Here is a 21,614-nt window from a genome sequence, read left to right as displayed (position 1 = left end):
TTGAAGTCACTTCAGGGTTTCCAATGCCCCCATGACCTCCAACGACAAGCCCCCAGTCCCCCCGTCCACCGCCGCGGACCAGGCCGCGCCCTGCGCCCCCTGCCGCCGCGACCGCGACCACGACCACGACCACGACCACGACCACGACCACGACCATGACCATGACCATGACCATGACCATGACCATGATCACGATCACGGGCAAGGCTTGCCCGGCCCGTGGCGCCTGGCAGCGGCCCTGCTGGCAGCGCTGGCGGCCGAGTGCCTGCCCTGGCTGAGCGACAGCCTGGGGGCGCCGCTGGGCCCGTGGTGGGGCCGGGGCCTGGCCGCGCTGGGGCTGTGGCTGGCAGGCTGGCAGACCTGGTGGCAAGGCTGGCTGGCGCTGCGCCGGGGCCAGGTGCAGATCGAGGCGCTGATGGCCGTGGCCGTCACCGGCGCGCTGCTGATCGGCCAGTGGGCCGAGGCCGCGATGGTGATGGCGCTTTACGCCCTGGCCGAAACCCTGGAGCACCGCGCCGCCGACCGGGCTCGCCACGCCATCCGCGCCCTGCTGCAACTGGTGCCCGCCCGGGCCCAGGTGCGCCAGCCCGATGGGCGTTGGCAATGGCAGGCCGTGGCCGAGGTGCAGGTGGGCGACACCCTGCTACTGCCGGTGGGCGAGCGCGTGCCGCTCGACGGGGTGGTCAGCGAGGGCTTGAGCGCGGTCGACGAATCGCCCCTGACCGGCGAGAGCCTGCCGCAGGACAAAGCCCCGGGCGACCGTCTGCTGGCGGGCAGCCTGAACCAACAGGCCCCGCTGCACCTGCGCGTGACCCAGCCGCCTGGGCACAGCACGCTCGATGGCGTGGTGCAAGCCGTGCAGGCCGCACAAACCGGGCGCGCCCCCAGCCAGCGCTGGGTGGACCGCTTTGCGCGCCGCTACACGCCCGCGGTGCTGCTGCTGGCCCTGGCGGTCGCCGTCCTGGCGCCCTTGACCCTCGGCTGGGCCTGGTCGGAGGCGTTCTACCGCGCCCTGGTGTTGTTGGTCATGGCCTGCCCTTGCGCGCTGGTGATCTCCACGCCGGTCACCCTGGTCAGCGGGCTGACCGCCGCGGCGCGGCGTGGCATCCTGATCAAGGGCGGCCAACACCTTGAGGCCGCGCGCCACCTACGGGCCATCGGCCTCGACAAGACCGGCACCCTGACCCAGGGCCGCGCCGAGTTGGCCGCCTATGGCGCGATCGCCACGGCAGCGCCCCACGCGGCCCCCGTCCCCACCAACGCCCCCGACTGGCTGATGCAGGCCTGGGCCCTGAGCCTGACCTCCACCCACCCGGTGTCGCGCGCCATCGCCGACGGCCTGGCCCAGCGGCTGGGGGCCGAGCGGGCGCCCCCGGCCGCCCTGGCCAGCCCAGAGGCTGGGCAAGGCCTGACGCTGTGGCAGGCAGGGCGGGTTTGGCGGCTGGGCAACGCGCGTTGGTTGCGGCAGCACACCGACGCGTACCCAGCGCTCGACGCGATCGCCGCCGAACAAGGCGCGCTGGCACGCAGCCTGTCGTGGATCAGCTGCGACCGCCAGCTGCTGGGCTGGCTGGCCGTCACCGACCCGGTGCGCCCCGGTGCCGCGCAGGCCATCGCGGACCTGCAAGCCCTCGGGGTGCGGCCGGTGCTGCTGAGCGGCGACAACCCACCCACGGTGGCGGCGTTGGCGCGGCAGGTCGGGCTCAGCGACTGGCGCGCCGAACTGCTGCCTCAGGACAAGCTGACCGCCCTGGCCGCACTGCGGCAAGCGCACGGCCCGGTGGGCATGGCTGGCGATGGCATCAATGACGCCCCGGCGCTGGCCGGCGCCGACCTGGGCTTTGCCATGGGCGGTGTCGGCACCGGCGTGGCGGTGCAGGCCGCCGACGTGGTGATCATGAACGACGACCCGCGGCGCCTGGCCGAGACCGTGCGCCTGTCGCGCCGCACCCACGCGGTGCTGCGGCAGAACCTGACCGTGGCGCTGGGCCTCAAGCTGCTGTTCGCGACCCTGGCGGTGCTGGGCCTGGGCACCCTGTGGATGGCGGTGGTCGCCGACCTCGGGGCCAGTTTGATCGTGATCATGAACGGGCTGCGCCTGCTGCGCCAACACCCCGCCGCGGAGCGCGCACGGCTGGGCTGAGGCCTTATCATCTCGCCATGCGCCGCCCCGCCCTGTTCTGCCTGATCCTGCTGCTCGCCTGGCGTGCCTGGCTCGGCGATGCCATGGCCCTGGGCGCCTTGCGGGGCGACGCGGCCCCCACGGCCCCGGTCGCGGTGCAAACCCTGCAGACGCTGCAGACGTTGCCAATGGCGCTGCCCCCGGTCGCTGCGGGCTTTGCTCCGACCGGTGCCGACGGCCCGGCGGACGCGCGCTCGCGCTGGTCACCAGCGGGTCACGGGCCGACCGGCCACGCCCTGGGCACGCCGCCCTGCCACGACAGCAGCCTGTCCAGCACCGCAGCGGCGGAGGCCATGCCCCACGCCAGTGCCGACAGTGCCCAGGCTTCGCACGGAGGCACCTGCACCGCCTGCCAGATTTGCCACCTGGCCTTGCTCAGCCCCCAACGCCCGGCGCCCGCGCTGCCGGGCCAGCGCTTCGCCACGCCGCAGAGCGCCGAAGGCGGCTTCCAGAGCGCCTGCCTGAACCCCCAACTCAAGCCCCCCATCGGCTGAGCGCCGCCCGCCCAGCCGCGCTGGGCTGCCTCGCCGCGCCCGCCCCCTCGACCCCAGCCTGCCTCAGTGGCGCAGGCGGCCTCCAGGGGCACCGGGCAAGCGACCGTCCCCCGGGGTCGGTCACCGTTTGATTTCCGGAGTTTTTGATGTCCCTCCCCCTCCCTTGGGTGGTCGCCGCGCTGCCCGCGCGAACCGCCCCCCCGCGCCTGGCCCGACCCTGGCCCAGCGCTCAGCGCCTGGGGCTGGCCTTGCTGCTGGGTGGCAGCCTGGTCGGCTGCGCCACCGGCCCCACGCCAGCCACCGGCAGCGTGGCCGAACTGGTGCAACAGCATGGCGGCCCCGGCACGGCCCAGTGGCCAGCGCCGGCCCCAACGCCCCAGGCGCAAGCCGAGGCCGTGGCCTCGCTGCTGGCCCAGCCACTGGACCCCGACACCGCCGTGCGGCTGGCCTTGTTGAACAACCCGAGCCTGCAGGTCGCGCTGGCGGGGCTCGATGTGTCGGCGGCCCAACGCCAGCAAATGGCCCTGCTGCCCAACCCCGGCCTGGGCCTGGGGCGGGTGCGGGAGGGCGGTCAGATCGAGATCGAGCGCCTGCTGCGCATCGACCTCTGGGGCCTGCTGAGCCTGCCCTGGCGCCTGCAATGGCAGGACCGCCAACTGGCGCTGGCCCGGCTGCAGACCGCGCAAGAGGTGTTGCGCCTGAGCGCCGAAGTGCGCCGCGCCTGGGTGCGTGCGGTGGCCGCCCAGCACCAGCTGCGCTACAGCCAGCAGGTACTGGACGCCGCCGAGGCGGGCGCCGAACTGGGGCGCCAGATGGTCAAGGCGGGCAACTGGAGTCGGCTGCAGCAGGCGCGTGAACAGCGCGCCCTGCAAGACAGCCAGGTGCAGGTGGCACGGGCCCGGCTGCAAGCCCAGGCCAGCCGCGAACAACTGATCCGCCTGCTGGGCCTCGACGACGGGCGCGCGCTGCAACTGCCCGAGCAACTGCCCGAGCCCCCGGCGCAGCTGCTGCCCGAGGCCGACTTCGAGGCCCAGGCCCTGCGCGAACGCCTGGACGTGCGCCTGGCCCAGGACGACTACCAAGCCCTGGCCTCCCAGCTGGGCTACACCCGCGTCACCGGCTATGTGAGCGCGTTTGAACTCGGTCTCGGCTACAACACCATCACCGAGGCGGGCCAGCGCGACAGCAAGCGCAGCGTCGAGATCGAGGTGCCGCTGCCCCTGTTTGACCAGGGCCAGGCGCGTGTTGCTCGCGCCGAGGCCCAGATGCGCCAGGCCCAGGCCCGCGTGCGCGAAGTCGCCGTGCTGGCCCGCAGCGAAGCGCGCAGCCGCTGGCAAGACTGGCAGACCGCCTGGACCCTGTCGCGGCAACTCGAAACCGAGGTGCTGCCGCTGCGCCGACAGATCACCGATGAGACCCTGCTGCGCTACAACGGCATGCTGAGCAGCGTCTGGGAACTGCTGGCCGAGGCTCGCCAGAACGCCCACAGCGTGAGCACCGCCATCGAGGCGCGGCGCGACTTCTGGCTCGCCGACACCGACCTGCGCCTGGCCCTGAGCGGCACCGCCAACACCGGCCCCAGCGGCCTGGCCAATCCCCTGAACCGCGCCCCGAGCCCGGCCGCCAGCGCCGCCCCCAACCCAGCCCATTGAAGACCATGCAACGACGCCAATTTTTCTCCGGGGCCATGGCCGGCACCCTGGCCAGCGCCGCGGTCGCCCGCAGCGCCCTGGCCGCCCTGCCCGACGCCCACCAGCCCCCCAGCGCCGGCAGCGCCCCCTGGCGCCCCGACGGCGCCCGCTACACCCCGGTGGTGACCCTCAACGGCTGGACCCTGCCCTGGCGCCTGAACCAGGGCGTGAAGGAGTTCCACCTCGTGGCCGAACCCGTGGTGCGCGAGATCGCCCCTGGCATGCAGATGCGCCTGTGGGGCTACAACGGCCAAAGCCCCGGTCCCACCATCGAGGTGGTCGAGGGCGACCGGGTGCGCCTGTTCGTGACCAACCGCCTGCCCGAAGCCACCACCGTGCACTGGCATGGCCAGCGCCTGCCCAACGGCATGGACGGTGTGGCCGGCCTGACCCAGCCGGCCATCGAGCCCGGCAAGACCTGGGTCTATGAGTTTGTCGCCCGCCGGCCCGGCACCTTCATGTACCACCCCCATGCCGACGAAATGGTGCAGATGGCCATGGGCCTGATGGGCCTGTGGATCACCCACCCGCGCCAGACCAGCCCGCTGATCTCCAAGGTGGACCGCGACTTCGCGTTCCTGATGGCGTCCTACAACGTCGAACCGGGCAGCGCCACGCCGCAGGTCAACACCATGCTGGACTTCAACCTCTGGACCTGGAACAGCCGCACCTTCCCCGGCATCGACAGCCTCCCGGTGCGGCTGGGCGACAAGGTGCGCATCCGCGTCGGCAACCTGACCATGACCAACCACCCGATCCACCTGCACGGGCACGAGTTCACCGTCACCGGCACCGATGGCGGCCCGGTGCCCCTCAGCGCGCGCTGGCCCGAGGTGACCACCGACGTCGCGGTCGGGCAGATGCGGCAGCTCGAGTTCGTGGCCGACGAGGAAGGCGACTGGGCCCTGCATTGCCACAAGAGCCACCACACCATGGGCCCGATGGGCCACAACGTGCCGACCATGATCGGGGTCGACCAGAGCGCGGTGCTGGACAAGATCCAGAACCTGGTGCCTGGCTACATGGCCATGGGCGAACGTGGCATGGCCGAAATGGGCCAGATGCGCATGCCCCTGCCCGAGAACACCCTGCCCATGATGGGCGGCCAGGGGCCCCATGGCTCGCTCGACATGGGGGGCATGTTCACCCTGCTCAAGGTGCGGCGCCATCAAAAACCCGGCGACTACAGCGACCCGGGCTGGTACCAGCCCCCCGCCGGCAGTATGGCCCGCGAGTGGACCGGCCCCCTGCCCGACGCCCCCCAGGCACCGGCGCAGGCAGTCCAGCCCGCGCCACCCGCCCATGAGCACGGCGCGGGGATGCACCCGGCGCCACCGACACAAGCGCCCCACCACCACCTGCACCACACCCCACAAGGCGGTGCAGCCCCCCCGGCCACCCCGCCCACGGTCGACCCCACCTTGCCCACGGTGCGCAAGCCCGGCGCCGGGGCCCACGCGCACTGAGCGAGGCGCCCGCACCGGGCCCGCACCGGGCTGGTATGGCCTGGTGCGCGCAGGGTGCCGGTGGGCTGGGTCACCCCAGGGGCCGGTGCCCCACATGGCGAGCTTCCATGAACCCGGGCCGGCGGTCGGCCGCAGCGTCCTCCCCCCGGCGCGGCGGCAAGCGAGGCGAGGCGGCGTCCGTGCCACATCGGTGCCACATCGGTGCCAGCGCCAGGCCCGTGCTGCACCCATAATCGGCGCACGGCTCGTGCGGCAGCGCCCCCGGTGTCTGTCCCGCTGCGCCGCAGAAACGCCCCGCCCCGCTCACACTGCCGACCATGCCCAAAGCCCCCCGCACCGCCGCCCCCGCATCCCCCATGCCCCCCCGGGCCACCGCCAGAGCCGCCACCACGTCCAAGGCGCCCAAGCCCGCGCGCGCGCGCAGCGCCCAGGCCCCCACGCCGTCCGCCCACGTTGAGCCCCCGGTGGCCAGTACGCCAGCGGCCCGCTCGCCAAGGCGGCGCGGCCCGGGCAGCATCACCGACGTGGCGGGCATCGAGGTTGGGCATTTCACCGACCCGCGGCGCCCCACGGGCTGCACCGTGGTGATGGCGCGCGAAGGCGCCGTGGCGGGTGTGGATGTGCGGGGCGCGGCCCCCGGCACACGCGAGACCGACCTGCTGGACCCGGCCAACCTGGTGCAGCAGGTGCACGCCATCCTGCTGGCGGGCGGCAGCGCCTGGGGCCTGGACGCCGCCAGCGGCGCGGTGCGCTGGCTGGAGGAACAGGGCGTGGGCTTCAACGTGGGCGTGGGCCGCCTGCCCATCGTGCCCTCGGCGGTGTTATTTGACCTGCTGGTTGGCGACATGCGCATCCGCCCCGACGCGGCCGCCGGCTACGCGGCCTGCGCCGCGGCCAGCCCGCGCCGCCCCGCCGAGGGCAACGTCGGCGCGGGCACCGGCGCCGCGGTGGGCAAGATCTTTGGCATCCAGCGCGCCATGAAGGGCGGCATCGGCACCGCCTCGGTGACCGTGGACGGCGTCACCGTCGGCGCGCTGGTGGCCTGCAACGCCTTGGGCGATGTGCTGGACCCCGACACCGGCCGGGTGGTGGCCGGGGCGCGCAGCGCCAACGGGCGCCGCCTGCTGGACACGCGCCGCGCCCTGCTGCGCGGCGAGGCGCCCAAACCCTTGCTGCCCGGCACCAACACCACCCTGGGCGTGATCGCCACCGACGCGCCGCTCAGCAAGGCCCAGGCCCAACGCCTGGCCGTGGCCGGGCAGGACGGGCTGGCCCGCAGCATCAACCCGGTGCACACCCAGTCCGACGGCGACACCGTGTTCGCCCTGGCCACCGGCCGCGCCGCGCAGTCGCCCGGCATGATGGTGCTGGCCACCATGGCCGCCGAAGCCATGGCGCGCGCCACGGTGCGCGCCGTGCTGGCCGCGCAGGGCCTGCGCACGGCCGAGGGCCTGCACCTGCCCGCCGCGCTGGACCTGAGCCCAGCGCCCGTCACCGACCTGGCGCCCGACCTGATGCGCCGCACCCGCCGGGCTTGAGCCATGTCCAAGCTCTCCCGCACCCTGCGCTACTACCTGCTGAACCTGCGCGACCTGCTGCTGTCGGCCGGCCCCATCGCGCTGCTGCCCGTGCTGCTGCTGGGCCTGGCCTATTGGTGGCTGAACCCCGCACCACCGCGTCAGGTGACCCTGGCCACCGGGCCCGCGCAAAGTGCCTACGAGCGCTTTGGCAAGGTCTACGCCGACGCGCTGGCGCGCGAGGGCATCGAAGTCAAGCTACTGCCGTCCGACGGCTCGGCCGCCAACTTGCAGTTGCTGGCCGAAGGTCAAGCCGATTTCGGCTTTGTGCAAGGCGGCACCGCCACCGCCCACCCCGACGAAGCCGATGAGGAACTGCTGTCGCTGGGCAGCCTGTTCATGGAGCCGCTGTGGGTGTTCTACCGCCCGGCCTCCTACACCGTTGACGGCCCGCACCGGCCGCTGACCGCACTGACCCAGTTGCGCGGCCTGCGCGTCAACGTGGGCGCCCAGGGCAGTGGTGCACCAGCGCTGATGGGCCAGTTGCTCAAGGCCAATGGGCTGGAGCCCAGTGCCCTGAAGTTGTCCCACCTGGCCCAGACACCGGCCACCGTGGCGTTTCTCGGCGGCCAACTCGACGTGGTGGCCTTCGTGTCGGCACCGGAGTCGCCCATCGTGCAGATGCTGTTGCAAACCCCGGGCGTGCAGCTGATGGCGTTTGCGCAAAGCGAGGCCTATGGGCGGCGCTTTCCCTACCTGACGCCAGTGACCCTGCCGCGTGGCGTGGTGGACCTGTCGCGCGACCTGCCGGCACGCGATGTGCGGCTGGTGGCGTCCACCACCTCGCTGCTGGCCCGCGCCGACACCCACCCGGCCTTGCAGCAGCTGTTCGCCCAGACCGCCCGCAGCCTGCACAGCAACGCCGGCTGGTTCAACCGCGCGGCCGAGTTTCCAAACCTCAACCACAACGAACTGCCGCTGAGCCGCGAGGCTGAACGCGCCTACACCGAGGGGCCGTCCTGGCTGCAGCGCCACCTGCCGTTCTGGCTCGCCAACCTGGTGCAGCGCATGGGTCTGGCGCTGGGCGTGATCCTGGCCATCGTGCTGCCGCTGAGCCGGGTGATCCCGCCGCTCTACACCTTCCGGGTGCGCTCGCGCGTGTTCCGCTGGTACGGCCGCCTGCGTGACATCGAGGCCCGCCTCGACAAGGGCGACGCCACCCCCAGCGCACTGCTGCTGGAGCTCGACGAGGTCGAGCAGCAGGTCACGCTGATCCACCTGCCGCTGTCCTACACCAACGAGTTGTACGCGCTGCGCAGCCACCTGCAATGGGTGCGGCGGCGCCTGCAAGGCGGCCCGGCGGGGGGCGGTCCAAGCGCGGCGGCCACCGGGTTCGCTGCATCCGCACCAGTCGACACCGCAAGCGCCCTGCATTCTCCTTCGCACGCCCCTTCGCACGACCCTGTGCAGACGCCTGTGCACGCGCCTGTCGCCAGCGCCGTCGATGCGCCCGGCACGGCGGCGCCAGCACCGCAGCCGCCGCCCAAGGCCTGAGCCTGGGCCGGCGCGCCCCGCAGGCACCAGACTGGCTCAGACCACGGGGCCCGGGTCCGGCGGCGCGGGGCGGTCTTCGGCCACGGTGTTGCGCAAGGCCGTGCGGGCCACTTCGTCGAGCGCACCGGCCACCACCGGCTGGTCGGCCAGCACCCGCAGGTGGCCCTCGCTCATCAGCCGGTCGCGCATGCGCCGGGTCATGGACTGGGTGCTGCCATCGGGCCGGGTGAACAGGAACAAGGTGCCATGCGGGCTGGCCCAGCTGAGCTGGGTACGGCGCCACACGCCCTCGTTGAACAGCTCGACCCAGGCCCCCAGCTCCAGGGTCACCGGCCCGGGGTCCAAGGGGGCCGGGACCGAAGGCTCGGCCTCGGGCGGCAAGCTCAGGAAGCCCGAGATCCGCGCCTCATTCGGCGCCAGCCAGTCGGCGTCTTGCTCGTCGAACATCGGGTCGCTGGAGGGCGACGGCGCTGTGGCCGCCGGCGGCGAGGCCGCGCCAGGGGCTGGGGGCGGTGACGCAACCGGGGCGACCGCCCCGCCCGGCCCGGCCACCGCGCTGCCAGACACCGCCGCCGCCGGTGCCGACGGGGGAGCCACCATGGATGCCACCGCGGGTGCCGAAGAAGGTGCAGAAGAAGGGAGCGCAGAAGTTGGTGCAGAAGTTGGTGCAGAAGGTGGTGCAGAGGCCGGCGCGCTGGGCCGTTGGCCCGGCGCGGGCGCAGCCGCCGGGGCGGCGGGTCGACGGTACGCGGCCTGGTGCAAGACGATCAGCTTTTCGAGGAAGGCGCTGGTCATCAGCGGCGGGTAGTCGATGGTCTTGAGACCCTCGCGCAGGCGGCCCAGCAAGGCCGGGATCAAGTGCGTCAAATGGGCCGGGTTTTGCCGCGCCAGCTCGGGGTTGGCGCTCCACAGCAGTTCGCTGACCAGGGCCTGGTACTGGCCGGGGTCCGCCTCCGAGGCCCGCTCGCCCAAGCGCGACTCGGCCATCACCTGGCACCAGGGGCCCAGCAAGAAGTCACGCACCTCGGGCGAGGCGGTGCCCAGCTCGGGCATGGCGCGCAGGTCCTGGCGCAGCCGCCCGGCCAGCAGGTTGCGCTGTTCCGCGTGCATCAGGGCCTTGACGGCGCGTTCGCGCTGGCGCTGCTCGGCCTCGCGGTGCTCGTTCCAGGCGCGCTCCAGCTCCTTGAGTGCCACGTCAAAGGGCGCAGCACCTTCGATGGGGGCCTCGCTGAGCACACGCACCACGCGCCGCACCGGCTGCATGAAGACCTCAAAACCCGGCGCCGTCTCGGCCTCAAACGCCAGGCTGCGCTGAGTCAGCGCGTCCAGCAGGCGGCGCGCGGGGTGGGCCTTGTCGCTGAAAAAGCGCACATCATTGACCACCAGCTGCGCCAGCGCAGGCTCCAGGTCGCGCACCGCCTGGCGCAAGGGACCCAGCAGGCGCTGGTCGCGCACGATGTTCTCGATCATCAGGGTGACCACCTCCAGCGCCACCACCTGGCCCACGTCCTGCCCCTGCTGCCGCAGTTGCTGGCGCAAGGCCTGCACGGTGATCGGTGCGCTGCTCGGGGGGCCGCCCGGCTGGCGCTGGGCCAGGCGCTGCAGCACCTGCTCCACGTCCTGCGGGCTGTCGAGCGCGTCAAAGGCCGCGGGCAGCGTGGTCTGGAAATCGCTCTGCTGGGCGTCCTCCTGGGTCTGGCGCAGCTCGAACTGGCGCTCAAACTGCTGGGCAAACGCCTCCAGCCGCGACGATGGCAACAACACCGGTGCCGCCGCGGCAGGCTCGGCCTGGGTCCGGCGGCGCGACGCCCCCCCTTCGTTGCCCAGCAACTGGCGCAAGCGGTCCACGGTGAGCACCGTGCCTTCGGGCAGCGCGGGCACCGCGAGGCTGTCGTCCAGGTACAGCGGTGGCAAGGGGGCCCCCGCCATAGGGGCCGCCAAATCCGCCGGCGCGACCGGCTTGGGCCCGCCCTGGCGCCTGCCCAGCCCCTCCGCGCCCGCGGGGGCCGGGGTCGGTGGGCTGGTCACGGCCTGGGCCCAGGGCGGTGGCGGCACCGACAGCGGTCGGCCCGCCGAAGTGCTTGCTGCACGCGACGCCATCGGCGTGGCCGGTGCTGGCTCGGCACGGGGCAGGCTGGCGGGTTCGATCACCTCGGGCACATACAGCGGACGGCTGGTTTGTTCGCCCGCCTGCAGCACCGTGTAGTCGGCCGGGCGCACGCCGCGCTCGCGCAGCTTGTGGTTCAGGAAGCCGTAAAAGCCGTTGAGTTCCTTGCCCAGCAAGGTGCACATCTGCTGGATCCAGGCCATGCGCACCGCGGGCGTGACCTCGGCGGCTTCCATCGCGTCTTGCAGGGCGCGCAGGTACACCTCGGGCCGGAACGGGTTGCGGTCGGGCATCACATTGGGCAGGCCCTGCAAGGCGCAGGTCAGGGCATTGAGCTCGGGCAGCGTGGCTTCGACCGCGTGCAGGGTCATCTGCTGCGCGCGCGCCAGCTCGACCCGGCTTTGCACCTGGTGCTCGTCCATCAGTTCAAGCTGGTCAAAGCGCAGCGACATCAGCGACTGCCGCTTGCCCGCCTCGGGCGACGGCGCATGGGCCCCGGCAAAGCTGCGGCCGAGCTGGCTGACAAAACCGTCGATCAGGCGGGCCTGGCTGCGGTTGAGCTGGTCGATGGCCGCGCTCACGCTGTTGCGCTCGCTGACCTGGCGCAGCGTGCCTTCACGTTCGCGCAGCTGGTGGCGCGTGTAGTCCACCAGCTTCTCGATCAGCAGGCGGGCTTCGCGGCGGGCGTCCTCGATGCATTCCTGGTGCAGGGCAGACGGCGGCGGACTGGACGCGTGTGGGCTCATGGCAAAAGCTTGGACAAGAGGACGTTGACCGGACACCCCAACAACGACAACGGGGCCCTCGGGCCCCGTGAAAAGCGGGTCCGAGGACCCACCATTGTTCCAGCTTTTTGCCGCTTACTTGAGCGCCTTGAAGCGCACGCGCTTGGGCTTGGCCCCTTCTTCACCGAGGCGCTTCTTCTTGTCGGCTTCGTACTCTTGGTAGTTGCCGTCGAAGAAGGTCCACTGGCTGTCGCCTTCGGCGGCCAGGATGTGGGTGGCGATGCGGTCCAGGAACCAGCGATCGTGGCTGATCACGAGGATGGTGCCGGCGAACTCGAGCAGTGCGTCTTCGAGCGCGCGCAGGGTTTCGACGTCCAGGTCGTTCGAGGGTTCGTCCAGCAGCAGCACGTTGCCGCCCGCGATCAGGGTCTTGGCCAGGTGCAGACGGCCACGCTCACCGCCCGACAGCATGCCGACCTTCTTCTGCTGGTCGCCGCCGTTGAAGTTGAAGCGGCCGCAGTAAGCGCGGCTGGCCATCTGGAACTTGCCCACGGTCAGGATGTCGAGGCCCCCGGACACGTCTTCCCAGACGGTCTTGTCGTTGGCCAGCTCGTCACGGTTCTGGTCCACATAGGCCATCTTGACGGTCTGGCCGATCACGACTTCGCCCGAATCGGGCTGCTCGCGGCCGGCGATCATCTTGAACAGCGTCGACTTGCCGGCGCCGTTGGGGCCGATGATGCCGACGATGGCGCCGGCCGGGATGTTGAAGCTCAGGTTGTCGATCAGCACGCGGTCACCGAAGGACTTGCTGACGCCCTTGAACTCGATGACCTGGCTGCCCAGGCGCTCGGCCACAGGAATGAAGATTTCCTGCGTCTCGTTGCGCTTCTGGTATTCGTAATCGCTCAGTTCCTCGAAGCGGGCGATACGGGCCTTGCTCTTGGCCTGGCGGCCCTTGGCGTTCTGGCGCACCCATTCCAGTTCCTTTTTCAGGGCCTTGGCGCGGGCTTCTTCACCCTTTTGCTCGGACTCCAGGCGGGCCTGCTTCTGGTCCAGCCAGGTGCTGTAGTTGCCCTTGTACGGGATGCCATGGCCACGGTCGAGTTCGAGAATCCACTCGGCCGCGTTGTCCAGGAAGTAGCGATCGTGGGTGATGGCCACCACGGTGCCCGAGAAACGGGCCAGGAACTGTTCGAGCCAGTCGACCGATTCGGCGTCCAAGTGGTTGGTCGGTTCGTCGAGCAGCAGCATGTCGGGCTTGGACAGCAGCAGGCGGCACAGGGCCACGCGGCGCTTTTCACCGCCCGACAGCTTGCCGATCACCGCGTCCCAGGCCGGCAGGCGCAACGCGTCGGCGGCGATTTCGAGCTGGTGGTCCGAGGCGTCGCCAGCGGTGGCGATGATGGCCTCGAGCTTGGCCTGCTCGGCGGCCAGGGCGTCAAAGTCGGCGTCTTCTTCGGCGTAGGCGGCGTACACCTCTTCGAGGCGGGCTTGGGCGGCCTTGATTTCGCCCATGCCGCTTTCGACCGATTCACGCACGGTTTGCTCGGGGTCCAGCTGGGGCTCCTGCGGCAGGTAACCGATCTTCAGGCCGGCCATGGGGATGGCTTCGCCTTCGATTTCCTTGTCGATGCCAGCCATGATCTTGAGCAGGGTGGACTTGCCCGAGCCGTTCAAACCCAGCACGCCGATCTTGGCGCCCGGGAAGAAGCTCAGCGAGATGTCCTTCAGGATCTGTCGCTTCGGCGGCACGATCTTGCCGACGCGGTTCATGGAAAAAACGTATTGGGCCATGTTCTACTTTGAATGAAAAAAAAGGCGATGCAGACCGTGATTATCGACTCATGCGACAATGATTGCCGTTGCGGTCTCCAGTAACTCGCAACATCAGCAATCTGCTGCGGGCCGGAGGGGCGTTTTTCAAGCCTTTGTCCGACCTACCCTGAAGCTCATCTGCCTTGACTGGCCTGGTGCTCCAAGCACCCGGGACAGGCCGATACCCCAGTGCCCGGCAAGGGCACCACACCATGACTTTTGACGATCTGAACCTCGCCCCGGCGATTCTCAAAGCCGTTCGCGAACAAGGCTACGAAAACCCGACCCCGATCCAAGCCCAGGCGATCCCCGCCGTGCTCGAAGGCCACGACCTGTTGGCCGGCGCCCAAACCGGCACCGGCAAGACGGCCGCCTTCACCCTGCCCGTGCTGCACAAGCTCAGCATGAGCCGCAGCGCCACCAACCGCACCGGCGGCGTGGGCGTGCGCGCCCTGGTGCTGACCCCGACCCGCGAACTGGCGGCCCAGGTCGAAGAATCGGTGCGTGACTACGGCAAGTACCTGCAACTGAGCTCGGCCGTGATCTTCGGCGGCGTGGGCATGAACCCGCAAATCAGCACCCTGAAGCGCGGCGTGGACATCCTCGTGGCCACCCCGGGCCGCCTGCTGGACCTGCAGCAACAAGGTCACCTGGACCTGTCCAGCGTGCAGATCCTGATCCTCGACGAAGCCGACCGCATGCTCGACATGGGCTTCATCCACGACGTCAAGAAGGTGCTGGCCCTGGTGCCGCGCGAGAAGCAGAGCCTGCTGTTCTCGGCCACGTTCAGCGACGAGATTCGCGACCTGGCCAACACCCTGCTGAAGAACCCGCAAAGCATCCAGGTCACGCCGCGCAACACCACGGTGCAGCGCATCAGCCAGGTGATCCACCCGGTGGGCCGCGGCAAGAAAAAGGCCTTGTTGGCCCACATCATCCAGGAACACAACTGGAGCCAGGTGCTGGTCTTCACGCGCACCAAGTTCGGTGCCAACAACGTCGCCGAGTTCCTGACCAAGAACGGCATCAAGGCCATGGCGCTGCACGGCAACAAGAGCCAAAGCGCCCGCACGCAGGCCCTGCAGGGTTTCAAGACCGGTGACATCCGCGCCCTGGTGGCCACCGACATCGCGGCCCGCGGCATCGACATCGACGAGCTGCCGCACGTCGTCAACTACGAAATCCCCAACGTCAGCGAAGACTACGTGCACCGCATCGGCCGCACCGGCCGCGCTGGCGCCAGCGGCGAAGCCGTGAGCCTGGTGTGCCTGGACGAAGAAGGCTTCATGCAGGACATCGAGCGCTTCACCAAGCAAACCATCGAGGTCAAGGTGATCGACGGTTTCGGTCCCGAACCCGGCGAACGCGCCGAACCCATCGCCATGGGCCGCCAGACCATCTGGGGCGGCGCTGGCAAGCCGCCGAGCCGTGAAGTCATGGCCGCTGCGGCCAAGGCCGCCCGCGCCGAGATGATGCAACGCATCCGCGACAACAAGGCCAGCCAGGGCGGTTCGTCGGGCCAAGGCGGCGGCCGGGGCGCCTCGCAAGGCAACGGCGGTGGCGGCGGCAATGGCGGTGGCCAAGGCGGCCGCGGCGGCCCAGCCCCGCGCAGCAAGCCGGCCCGCGAAGGCCAAGGTTTTGAAGGGGCCCACCGCGGCCAGGGCCCGCGTCCCGCACGCGGTCCGGGGGGCGGCAATGGGGGCAACGGTGGCGGTAATGGCGGTGGCAACCGCGGTCCGCGTTCGGGTGGTTTCGACCGCCAGGACAGCCAGGCCGGTGTGCGCCATGACGCCTCGGCCGCTCTGGCCACGCTGACCGGCCGCGCGGCGCCCCCGCGCAGCACCCCGGTGGGCCAGCCCGACCCGATGCGCACCAGCGTCGACATGATGGCCGAGCGCGGCCGCGGTGGCCGAGGCCGCAGCGGTGGTGGCGGCTACGGCGGTGGCGGCGGCGGTCGCTCCGGCGGCGGCGGTGGTGGCTTTGGTGGCGGTGGCCGCTCGGGTGGCGGTCGCTCCTTCGGGCGCTGATCAGCCCGTCGGCCTCGCCCCTCTGAGCCTTAACCTGGCATTCAACCTGTCGACACGGCCCCCGACCCGATCGGCCCCCTGAGCGATGCGCCCGCCCGCAGGCCCCAGCAGCCGCTACGCCACCCTCACGGTGGCGACCTGCAACCTGTTGAACCTGGCCAACCCCGGGCGGGTGTATTACGCCCAGCAAGACGCCTACACCCAGCATGAGTTCGAGCGCAAGATCGACTGGCTGGGGGAGCGTTTTGCCACCCTCAACGCCGACCTGTTGGCGGTGCAGGAGGTGTGGGACGAGGCAGCCTTCAAGGCCGCCATCCGACGCAGCGGCCTGCGCTACCCCGAAGTGCACGCCCCCGGGGCTGAGAACAACGCCCAGCAGCAGGGGGCCAGCGGCACGCCCCGGCTGGGCCTGGCCACCCGGCTGGTCCTCGAGGACTTGCGCTCCCTGACCGACTTTGCCCTGCCCCAGGCGCTGGACATCCCCGGTTGCGGCGTGCACGGCCAGTTCGAGCGCCCGCCCCTGCTGGCCACCTTGCGCATGAAGCATGGGCAGCGGCTGCGCCTGCTCAATGTGCACCTCAAATCCAAGCGCCCGCGCTTCTTGATGGACGCCGAGGGGCGACCGCTCGAAGACCGGGACGATCCCAAGGTCAAGGCCCTCGCGGGCTTGCGCTCCTTGATGATGCGCGGCGCCGAAGCCGCTGCGCTGCGCGGCCTGGTGGTGGACCTGCTCAACGAGAGCGACGACACCCCCCTGATCGTGGTGGGGGACTTCAACGACGGCCCGCACAGCGTGACCACCCAGTTGGTGGCCGCCACCGGCGAAGTGGCCTACGACCGCGCGGCACGGCGCCTGGCCTTGTTCAACGCCTACGATGTGCAAAGCGAAATGGCCATCCGGCGCGATGTGGCCTATTCACACATCCACCAAGGTCGCCCTGAGGTGCTGGACCAGGTGCTGGTCAGCGAAGGCTTTCTGGCCGAGGGGCGTTTCAGCCTTGGCGATGTGCGGCGCATCCAGTACTTCACCGACCACCTCAACGAAGGGCACAGCCGCACGCGGTCCGACCACGGCTTTGTGCGCGCCCTGCTGCGGCTGCGCCTGCCGGACATCGGCCACCCCCAGGCCCACGTCAACAGCGACGCGAACAACGGCCCCGTCGCCCCGTCGGCCTGAGCAGGCCAGCGGCGCGCAAGCCCCCAGCCAGGGCCTCGCCTGGCGCGGGGGGCGGCCGGTCAGTCGCGCAGGAACAAGGTCACCAGCGGTTCGTCACCGACCTGGCGGCTCCAGTGGCCGTGCACCGTCGGGTCAAAGGTGGCGCCTGCCGGCAAGGTGTCGGCCGAGTAGAAATGCTCACCCGGGCCAAACACCCGCGAGACACCACCCTGCACGCCGATCTCCATCTGTCCTTGCAGGATGAACACCCACTGCGGCTCACCGGTGCAGTGGAAATCGCTGCGAAAGCCCACCGGGCTGTGGCGCAGCTGGTAGCCCTGGGCCGCTGCAAACGGGCTCAGGCGCGCCGCCGGTTTGCCTTCGGTCAGCGGCAGTGCTTCCTCGCGGAAGCCGGCGCGGCCATCGGCGCCCGTGTACAGCACCACGCGGGTGAAATGGGGAAATTCTGAAGACATGCCATCAACCGGTCAGAGAAAGGGAGGCGACGCGGAGCCGCCTGGGACGGCTGATTGTAGGGGCCGACCGGTGCGACCGAACCGGCCCCAAGGGCCTGGCCCTGCCCTTCGGCTTACCCTTCTCCCACCGTTCTCTCACCCTTCCTCCCCCCTTTCCCCCGGCCCCGAGGCCCCCCTCGTCGGTCCTGCTGCGGTCCCGTTCGGCCCGCGCCGTCACGGCCCCCTCGGAAGCCCGTGACGCTTCATTCGCCCCTGAGTTGGGACGCCGGCTGGTCCAGCTGCGGCAGGCGCTGGCGCGAGCCCAGCACATGCTCGATGTCCTGCGTGGCGCCGTGGATCAAGACCAGGATGGCGCGCTCGGCCGCGTCCGGGTCGTGTGCCACCACGGCATCCAGCACCGCGCGGTGCTGCGGCAAAGAGCGCCTGGCACCGTCCTGGCGCGACGATGAAATCTCAAAACTGGTGCGCAGCAAGGCGTTCAGGGCCTTGCTCATTTGCGCCAGCATGCGGTTGTGGGCAGCCCGCAACAGCCCCTGGTGAAACAGCAGGTCGTGGCTGATGTAGTCGCCGCCCTGGTCGACCGCGCGCTTCATGCCGGCGTAAGCGGTCTCGAGTTCGGCCAGGTCCTCGGGGGTGGAGCGTTCGGCGGCCAGGCGCACCGCGGCGGGTTCGACCACGCGCCGCAGGTCCTGCAGGTCGCGCAGGAACTCGGGCGTCAGCCCCGCGCGGGACTGCCAGCCAATGACATCGGGGTCGAACCAGTTCCATTCGGCCTCGGGCAAGACGCGGGTGCCCACCTTGGGCCCGGTGCTGATCAGGCCCTTGGCCACCAGGGACTTGATGGCCTCTCGCACCACCGTGCGGCTGACGCCCAGTGATTCGCACAGCACCGGCTCGGCCGGCAAGGCCGCGCCGACCGCGTAGTGGCCCGACAGGATGGCTTCACCCAGGTGGTCCAAGGTGTTGCCATGGACGTTTTTGAACCGGTGGCTGGGGGTGCTCATGGGGAGGATGGTGCCGTGCAAACAAAACCCTAGCCTAGCGCAAAGCGGCGCTGCCGGTCGCGCCCCAAGTCAGTCGATCGACGACTTGGGGCACTTCCTGATGTGTGACTCAATCATCATACGATAAGATGTTTTTAAAGAAAAGCAGTCAGCCGCTGCCCCATCCACCCCAAGCCCTCGGAGACCCTCCATGACCCCACCGCGCAAAAAGCCCGAAGAACTTCGCAGCCAGCAATGGTTTGGACGCCAGGACCGGGACGGCTTTGCCTACCGCAGCTGGGTCAAGGGCAAGGGCGTGCCACACGACCAGTTCGACGGCCGCCCGGTGATTGGCATCTGCAACACCTTCAGCGAGCTGACGCCCTGCAACAGCCATTTCCGCACCCTGGCCGAGCAGGTCAAGATCGGTGTGTACGAGGCGGGCGGCTTTCCGCTCGAGTTCCCGGTGATGTCGCTGGGCGAGACCCTGCTGCGCCCCACCGCCATGCTGTACCGCAACCTGGCCTCGATGGACGTCGAGGAAAGCATCCGCGGCAACCCCCTCGATGGGGTGGTGCTGCTGATGGGCTGCGACAAGACCACGCCCTCGCTGCTGATGGGTGCGGCCAGCGTGGACCTGCCCACCATCGGCGTCAGCGGCGGGCCCATGCTCAACGGCAAATGGCGCGGCCAGGAACTGGGCTCGGGCACCGGCGTGTGGAGCATGAGCGAACAGGTGCGCGCCGGCACCTTGAAGCTGGCTGACTTCTTTGAGGCCGAGAGCTGCATGCACCGCAGCCACGGCCACTGCATGACCATGGGCACCGCGAGCACCATGGCCTGCATGGTCGAGGCCCTGGGCATTGGCCTGCCCGGCAACGCCGCCTACCCGGCCGTGGACGGTCGGCGCAATGTGCTGGCCCGCCACGCAGGGCGGCGCATTGTCGAGATGGTGCACAGCGACCAGACCATCTCCCAAGTGCTGACCATGGAGGCGTTTGAGAACGCCATCCGCACCCTGGCTGCGATTGGCGGCTCGACCAACGCGGTGATCCACCTGATCGCCATCGCGGGCCGGCTGGGCCTGAAGCTCACCGTGGACGACTTTGAGCGCCTGGGCAGCGAACTGCCCTGCATCCTGAACTTGCAGCCCTCGGGCGAGCACCTGATGGAGGACTTCTGCTACGCGGGCGGCCTGCCGGTGGTGATGAAGGAGATCCAGCACCTGCTGCACCGCGACCTCATCACGGTCAGCGGACGCAGCGTGGCCGACAACCTCGCCGACGCCCAAAACCACGACCCGCGGGTGATCAAGGCCGTAGCCGAGCCCTTCAAGGAGAAAGCCGGCATCGCCATCCTGCGCGGCAACCTGGCGCCGCGCGGGGCCGTCATCAAACCCAGCGCGGCCACGCCCGCGTTGATGGTGCACACCGGCCGCGCGGTGGTGTTCGAGAACAGCGACGACTTCCACGCCCGCATTGACGACGAGAACCTCGACGTCGACGAACACTGCATCCTGGTGCTGAAGAACTGCGGCCCCAAGGGCTACCCCGGCATGGCCGAGGTGGGCAACATGCCACTGCCCCCGAAGGTGCTGCGCAAAGGCATCACCGACATGGTGCGCATCAGCGACGCGCGCATGAGCGGCACCGCCTACGGCACCGTGGTGCTGCACACCACGCCCGAGGCTGCGGCGGGCGGCCCGCTGGCCATCGTGCAAAACGGCGACCTGATCGAGCTCAACGTGCCCGAGCGCCGCCTGCAGTTGCTGATCAGTGACGAGGAGTTGCAGCGCCGCCTCAGCGGCTGGACCGCCCCGCCCCCGCCGCTGAACTCGGGCTACTGGAAGCTCTATGTCGACCATGTGCTGCAGGCCGACGAAGGGGTGGACCTGGATTTTCTGGTCGGCAAGCGCGGGGCCTTTGTGCCCAAGGACAACCACTGACCCCGGGCGCCCGCGCGGCCCTCGTCAGGACGCTGCAGCCCCCCTCGGCTGCGGCACGGCCCGCGACACCCCCGCGGGGCGCGCCCGGACGCACAGCAGCATCAAGGCCCCGGCGCCCAGGTACAGCGCCATCACCAGGTAAATGCTGTAGTCGGGCCCGTGGCGGCTGGTGATGTAACCCGCCAGGCTCGGGCTCACGGCGGGGCCCAGGTTGCCCAGGCTGCTGACCAGCGCGATGCCCGCGGCCGAGGCCGCGGGGGACAGGCGTTCGGTCAGCACCGTGAAGAACAGCGGCGTGGCCGCGGCAATGCCGATCAGCGCCACCGACAAGGCCGCCACCGAGGCCACCAGTTGCCCCTTGAGCAGGGTGGTCACGCCCAGGCACAGGGCGGCCAGCAGCACCGCGCCCGCGAAGTGCCAACGGCGTTCGCGCAGCCGGTCCGAACTGCGACCGATCAACACCATGCCGACAATCCCGAACAGGTTCGGAATGGCGGTGCACACACCGATCAGCAGCAGGTCCTTGACGCCCCAGCTCTGCACCAGGGTCGGCACCCAGAACGTCATCGTATAAGTGGCCCCGAGCAGCAGGAAGTACAACAGCGACAGGGCATAGATGCGCGGGTCACTGAGCAACTGGCGCGCCACGCCCGGCGCGTGGGGATCGGCCGGGTGTTCCTGCGCCAGTTGCTCGCGCAGCATTTGCTTGTCCGACGCGGCCAGCCAGTGCGCCTCGTCGGGCCGGTCCTGCAAGTAAAGGTAGACCACCACCCCCAGCACCGACGCCGGCAAACCCTGCACGACAAACAGCCACTGCCAGCCGTGCAAGCCGCCCAGGCCGTCCATGTACTTGAGGATGGCGCCACACAGCGGCCCGGCAATCACCCCCGCCACCGTGGTGGCCGACATGAAGATGGCGATCATCTGCGCCCGCCGTGGCGCCGGGTACCAAAAGGTCAGGTACAGGATGATGCCGGGAAAAAACCCGGCCTCGAAGACCCCCAGCAGAAAGCGCGCCGCGTAAAACTGGGTTGGGGTGCTGACCCACATCATGGCGGCCGCCACCACGCCCCAGCACAGCATGATGCGCAGCAAGGTCTTGCGCGCGCCAAAGCGCACCAACAAGAGGTTGCTGGGCACCTCGAACAGGAAGTAGCCCACGAAGAAGATGCCGGCGCCCAGCCCGTACACCGTGTCACTGAAGGGCAAGGTTTCCTTCATCTGCAACTGGGCATAACCGATGTTGATGCGGTCCAGGTACGACACCATGTAGCAGATGAGCAGCAGGGGCATCAGCCGCCAGCTGATCTTTCGGTACAGGGCGTCCGCCCCCGCGGGGCTGGAGCCGGTCTGGGGCGGTGCGTGGACCGCCGTTGCAATGGAAGCCATGTCGTGTCTCCGGGGGCGGGTGCTCGGGCAAAAGTCCGCTCCTGCCAGCACCCCTTGAATCCAGGAGCGAACGGCCGCAGCATC

At 70.2% G+C, this 21,614-nt stretch carries 14 protein-coding genes; 9 read left to right on the top strand and 5 right to left on the bottom strand.

Annotated features, from left to right (window positions below):
* Positions 1-31: 31 nt before the first annotated feature.
* The 6 genes from PSQ40_RS20390 (at position 32) to PSQ40_RS20365 (ending at position 8,904) form a co-directional block, all read left to right on the top strand.
* Positions 32-2,143 (top strand): heavy metal translocating P-type ATPase, encoded by a 2,112-nt coding sequence (locus PSQ40_RS20390; protein ID WP_273953727.1) that lies wholly within the window; start codon positions 32-34, stop codon positions 2,141-2,143.
* A gap of 17 nt (positions 2,144-2,160) precedes the next feature.
* Entirely contained in the window at positions 2,161-2,676 is a 516-nt protein-coding gene (locus PSQ40_RS20385) for a hypothetical protein (protein ID WP_273953726.1), read from the top strand.
* A gap of 146 nt (positions 2,677-2,822) precedes the next feature.
* Positions 2,823-4,328 carry a TolC family protein gene (locus tag PSQ40_RS20380; RefSeq protein ID WP_273953725.1) on the top strand — a complete coding sequence of 502 codons (1,506 nt, stop codon included), beginning with the start codon at positions 2,823-2,825 and terminating at the stop codon, positions 4,326-4,328.
* Between the two features lie 5 nt (positions 4,329-4,333).
* Positions 4,334-5,833, top strand: a complete 1,500-nt coding sequence (locus PSQ40_RS20375; protein WP_273953724.1) for a multicopper oxidase domain-containing protein — start codon at positions 4,334-4,336, stop codon at positions 5,831-5,833.
* Between the two features lie 317 nt (positions 5,834-6,150).
* Positions 6,151-7,371 (top strand): P1 family peptidase, encoded by a 1,221-nt coding sequence (locus PSQ40_RS20370; RefSeq protein WP_273953723.1) that lies wholly within the window; start codon positions 6,151-6,153, stop codon positions 7,369-7,371.
* Between the two features lie 3 nt (positions 7,372-7,374).
* The gene (locus PSQ40_RS20365) at positions 7,375-8,904 is read left to right on the top strand and encodes a TAXI family TRAP transporter solute-binding subunit (RefSeq protein ID WP_273953722.1); all 1,530 of its coding nucleotides are present in this window, start codon (positions 7,375-7,377) and stop codon (positions 8,902-8,904) included.
* A gap of 36 nt (positions 8,905-8,940) precedes the next feature.
* On the opposite strand, the gene PSQ40_RS20360 is transcribed toward PSQ40_RS20365, so the two are convergent.
* Complete coding sequence (locus PSQ40_RS20360) at positions 8,941-11,757, bottom strand: DUF1631 family protein (protein WP_273953721.1); 2,817 nt, start codon at positions 11,755-11,757, stop codon at positions 8,941-8,943.
* Positions 11,758-11,871: 114 nt separating this feature from the next.
* A complete protein-coding gene (ettA, locus tag PSQ40_RS20355; protein ID WP_273953720.1) occupies positions 11,872-13,533 on the bottom strand; it encodes an energy-dependent translational throttle protein EttA in 1,662 nt (553 codons plus the stop codon).
* Between the two features lie 233 nt (positions 13,534-13,766).
* On the opposite strand from ettA, the gene PSQ40_RS20350 reads away from it, so the two are divergent.
* Positions 13,767-15,581: a DEAD/DEAH box helicase gene (locus tag PSQ40_RS20350; RefSeq protein ID WP_273953719.1), complete on the top strand. Its 1,815-nt coding sequence runs from the start codon at positions 13,767-13,769 to the stop codon at positions 15,579-15,581.
* Positions 15,582-15,666: 85 nt separating this feature from the next.
* The gene (locus PSQ40_RS20345) at positions 15,667-16,758 is read left to right on the top strand and encodes an endonuclease/exonuclease/phosphatase family protein (RefSeq protein ID WP_273953718.1); all 1,092 of its coding nucleotides are present in this window, start codon (positions 15,667-15,669) and stop codon (positions 16,756-16,758) included.
* Positions 16,759-16,817: 59 nt separating this feature from the next.
* On the opposite strand, the gene PSQ40_RS20340 is transcribed toward PSQ40_RS20345, so the two are convergent.
* Positions 16,818-17,213: a cupin domain-containing protein gene (locus PSQ40_RS20340; protein ID WP_273953717.1), complete on the bottom strand. Its 396-nt coding sequence runs from the start codon at positions 17,211-17,213 to the stop codon at positions 16,818-16,820.
* A gap of 242 nt (positions 17,214-17,455) precedes the next feature.
* Positions 17,456-18,217 (bottom strand): FadR/GntR family transcriptional regulator, encoded by a 762-nt coding sequence (locus PSQ40_RS20335; protein ID WP_273953716.1) that lies wholly within the window; start codon positions 18,215-18,217, stop codon positions 17,456-17,458.
* A gap of 190 nt (positions 18,218-18,407) precedes the next feature.
* Between PSQ40_RS20335 and PSQ40_RS20330 the strand changes: the two genes are divergently transcribed.
* Positions 18,408-20,141 carry an IlvD/Edd family dehydratase gene (locus PSQ40_RS20330; RefSeq protein WP_273953715.1) on the top strand — a complete coding sequence of 578 codons (1,734 nt, stop codon included), beginning with the start codon at positions 18,408-18,410 and terminating at the stop codon, positions 20,139-20,141.
* 24 nt (positions 20,142-20,165) lie between these two features.
* On the opposite strand, the gene PSQ40_RS20325 is transcribed toward PSQ40_RS20330, so the two are convergent.
* Positions 20,166-21,530, bottom strand: a complete 1,365-nt coding sequence (locus tag PSQ40_RS20325; protein WP_273953714.1) for an MFS transporter — start codon at positions 21,528-21,530, stop codon at positions 20,166-20,168.
* Positions 21,531-21,614 lie beyond the last annotated feature (84 nt).

The organism is Curvibacter cyanobacteriorum, assembly GCF_028649475.1.
Classification (GTDB): Bacteria; Pseudomonadota; Gammaproteobacteria; order Burkholderiales; family Burkholderiaceae_C; genus Curvibacter; species Curvibacter cyanobacteriorum.
The sequence above is the reverse complement of the archived record's forward strand: the minus strand, read 5'-3'. Positions and strand labels throughout refer to the sequence as shown.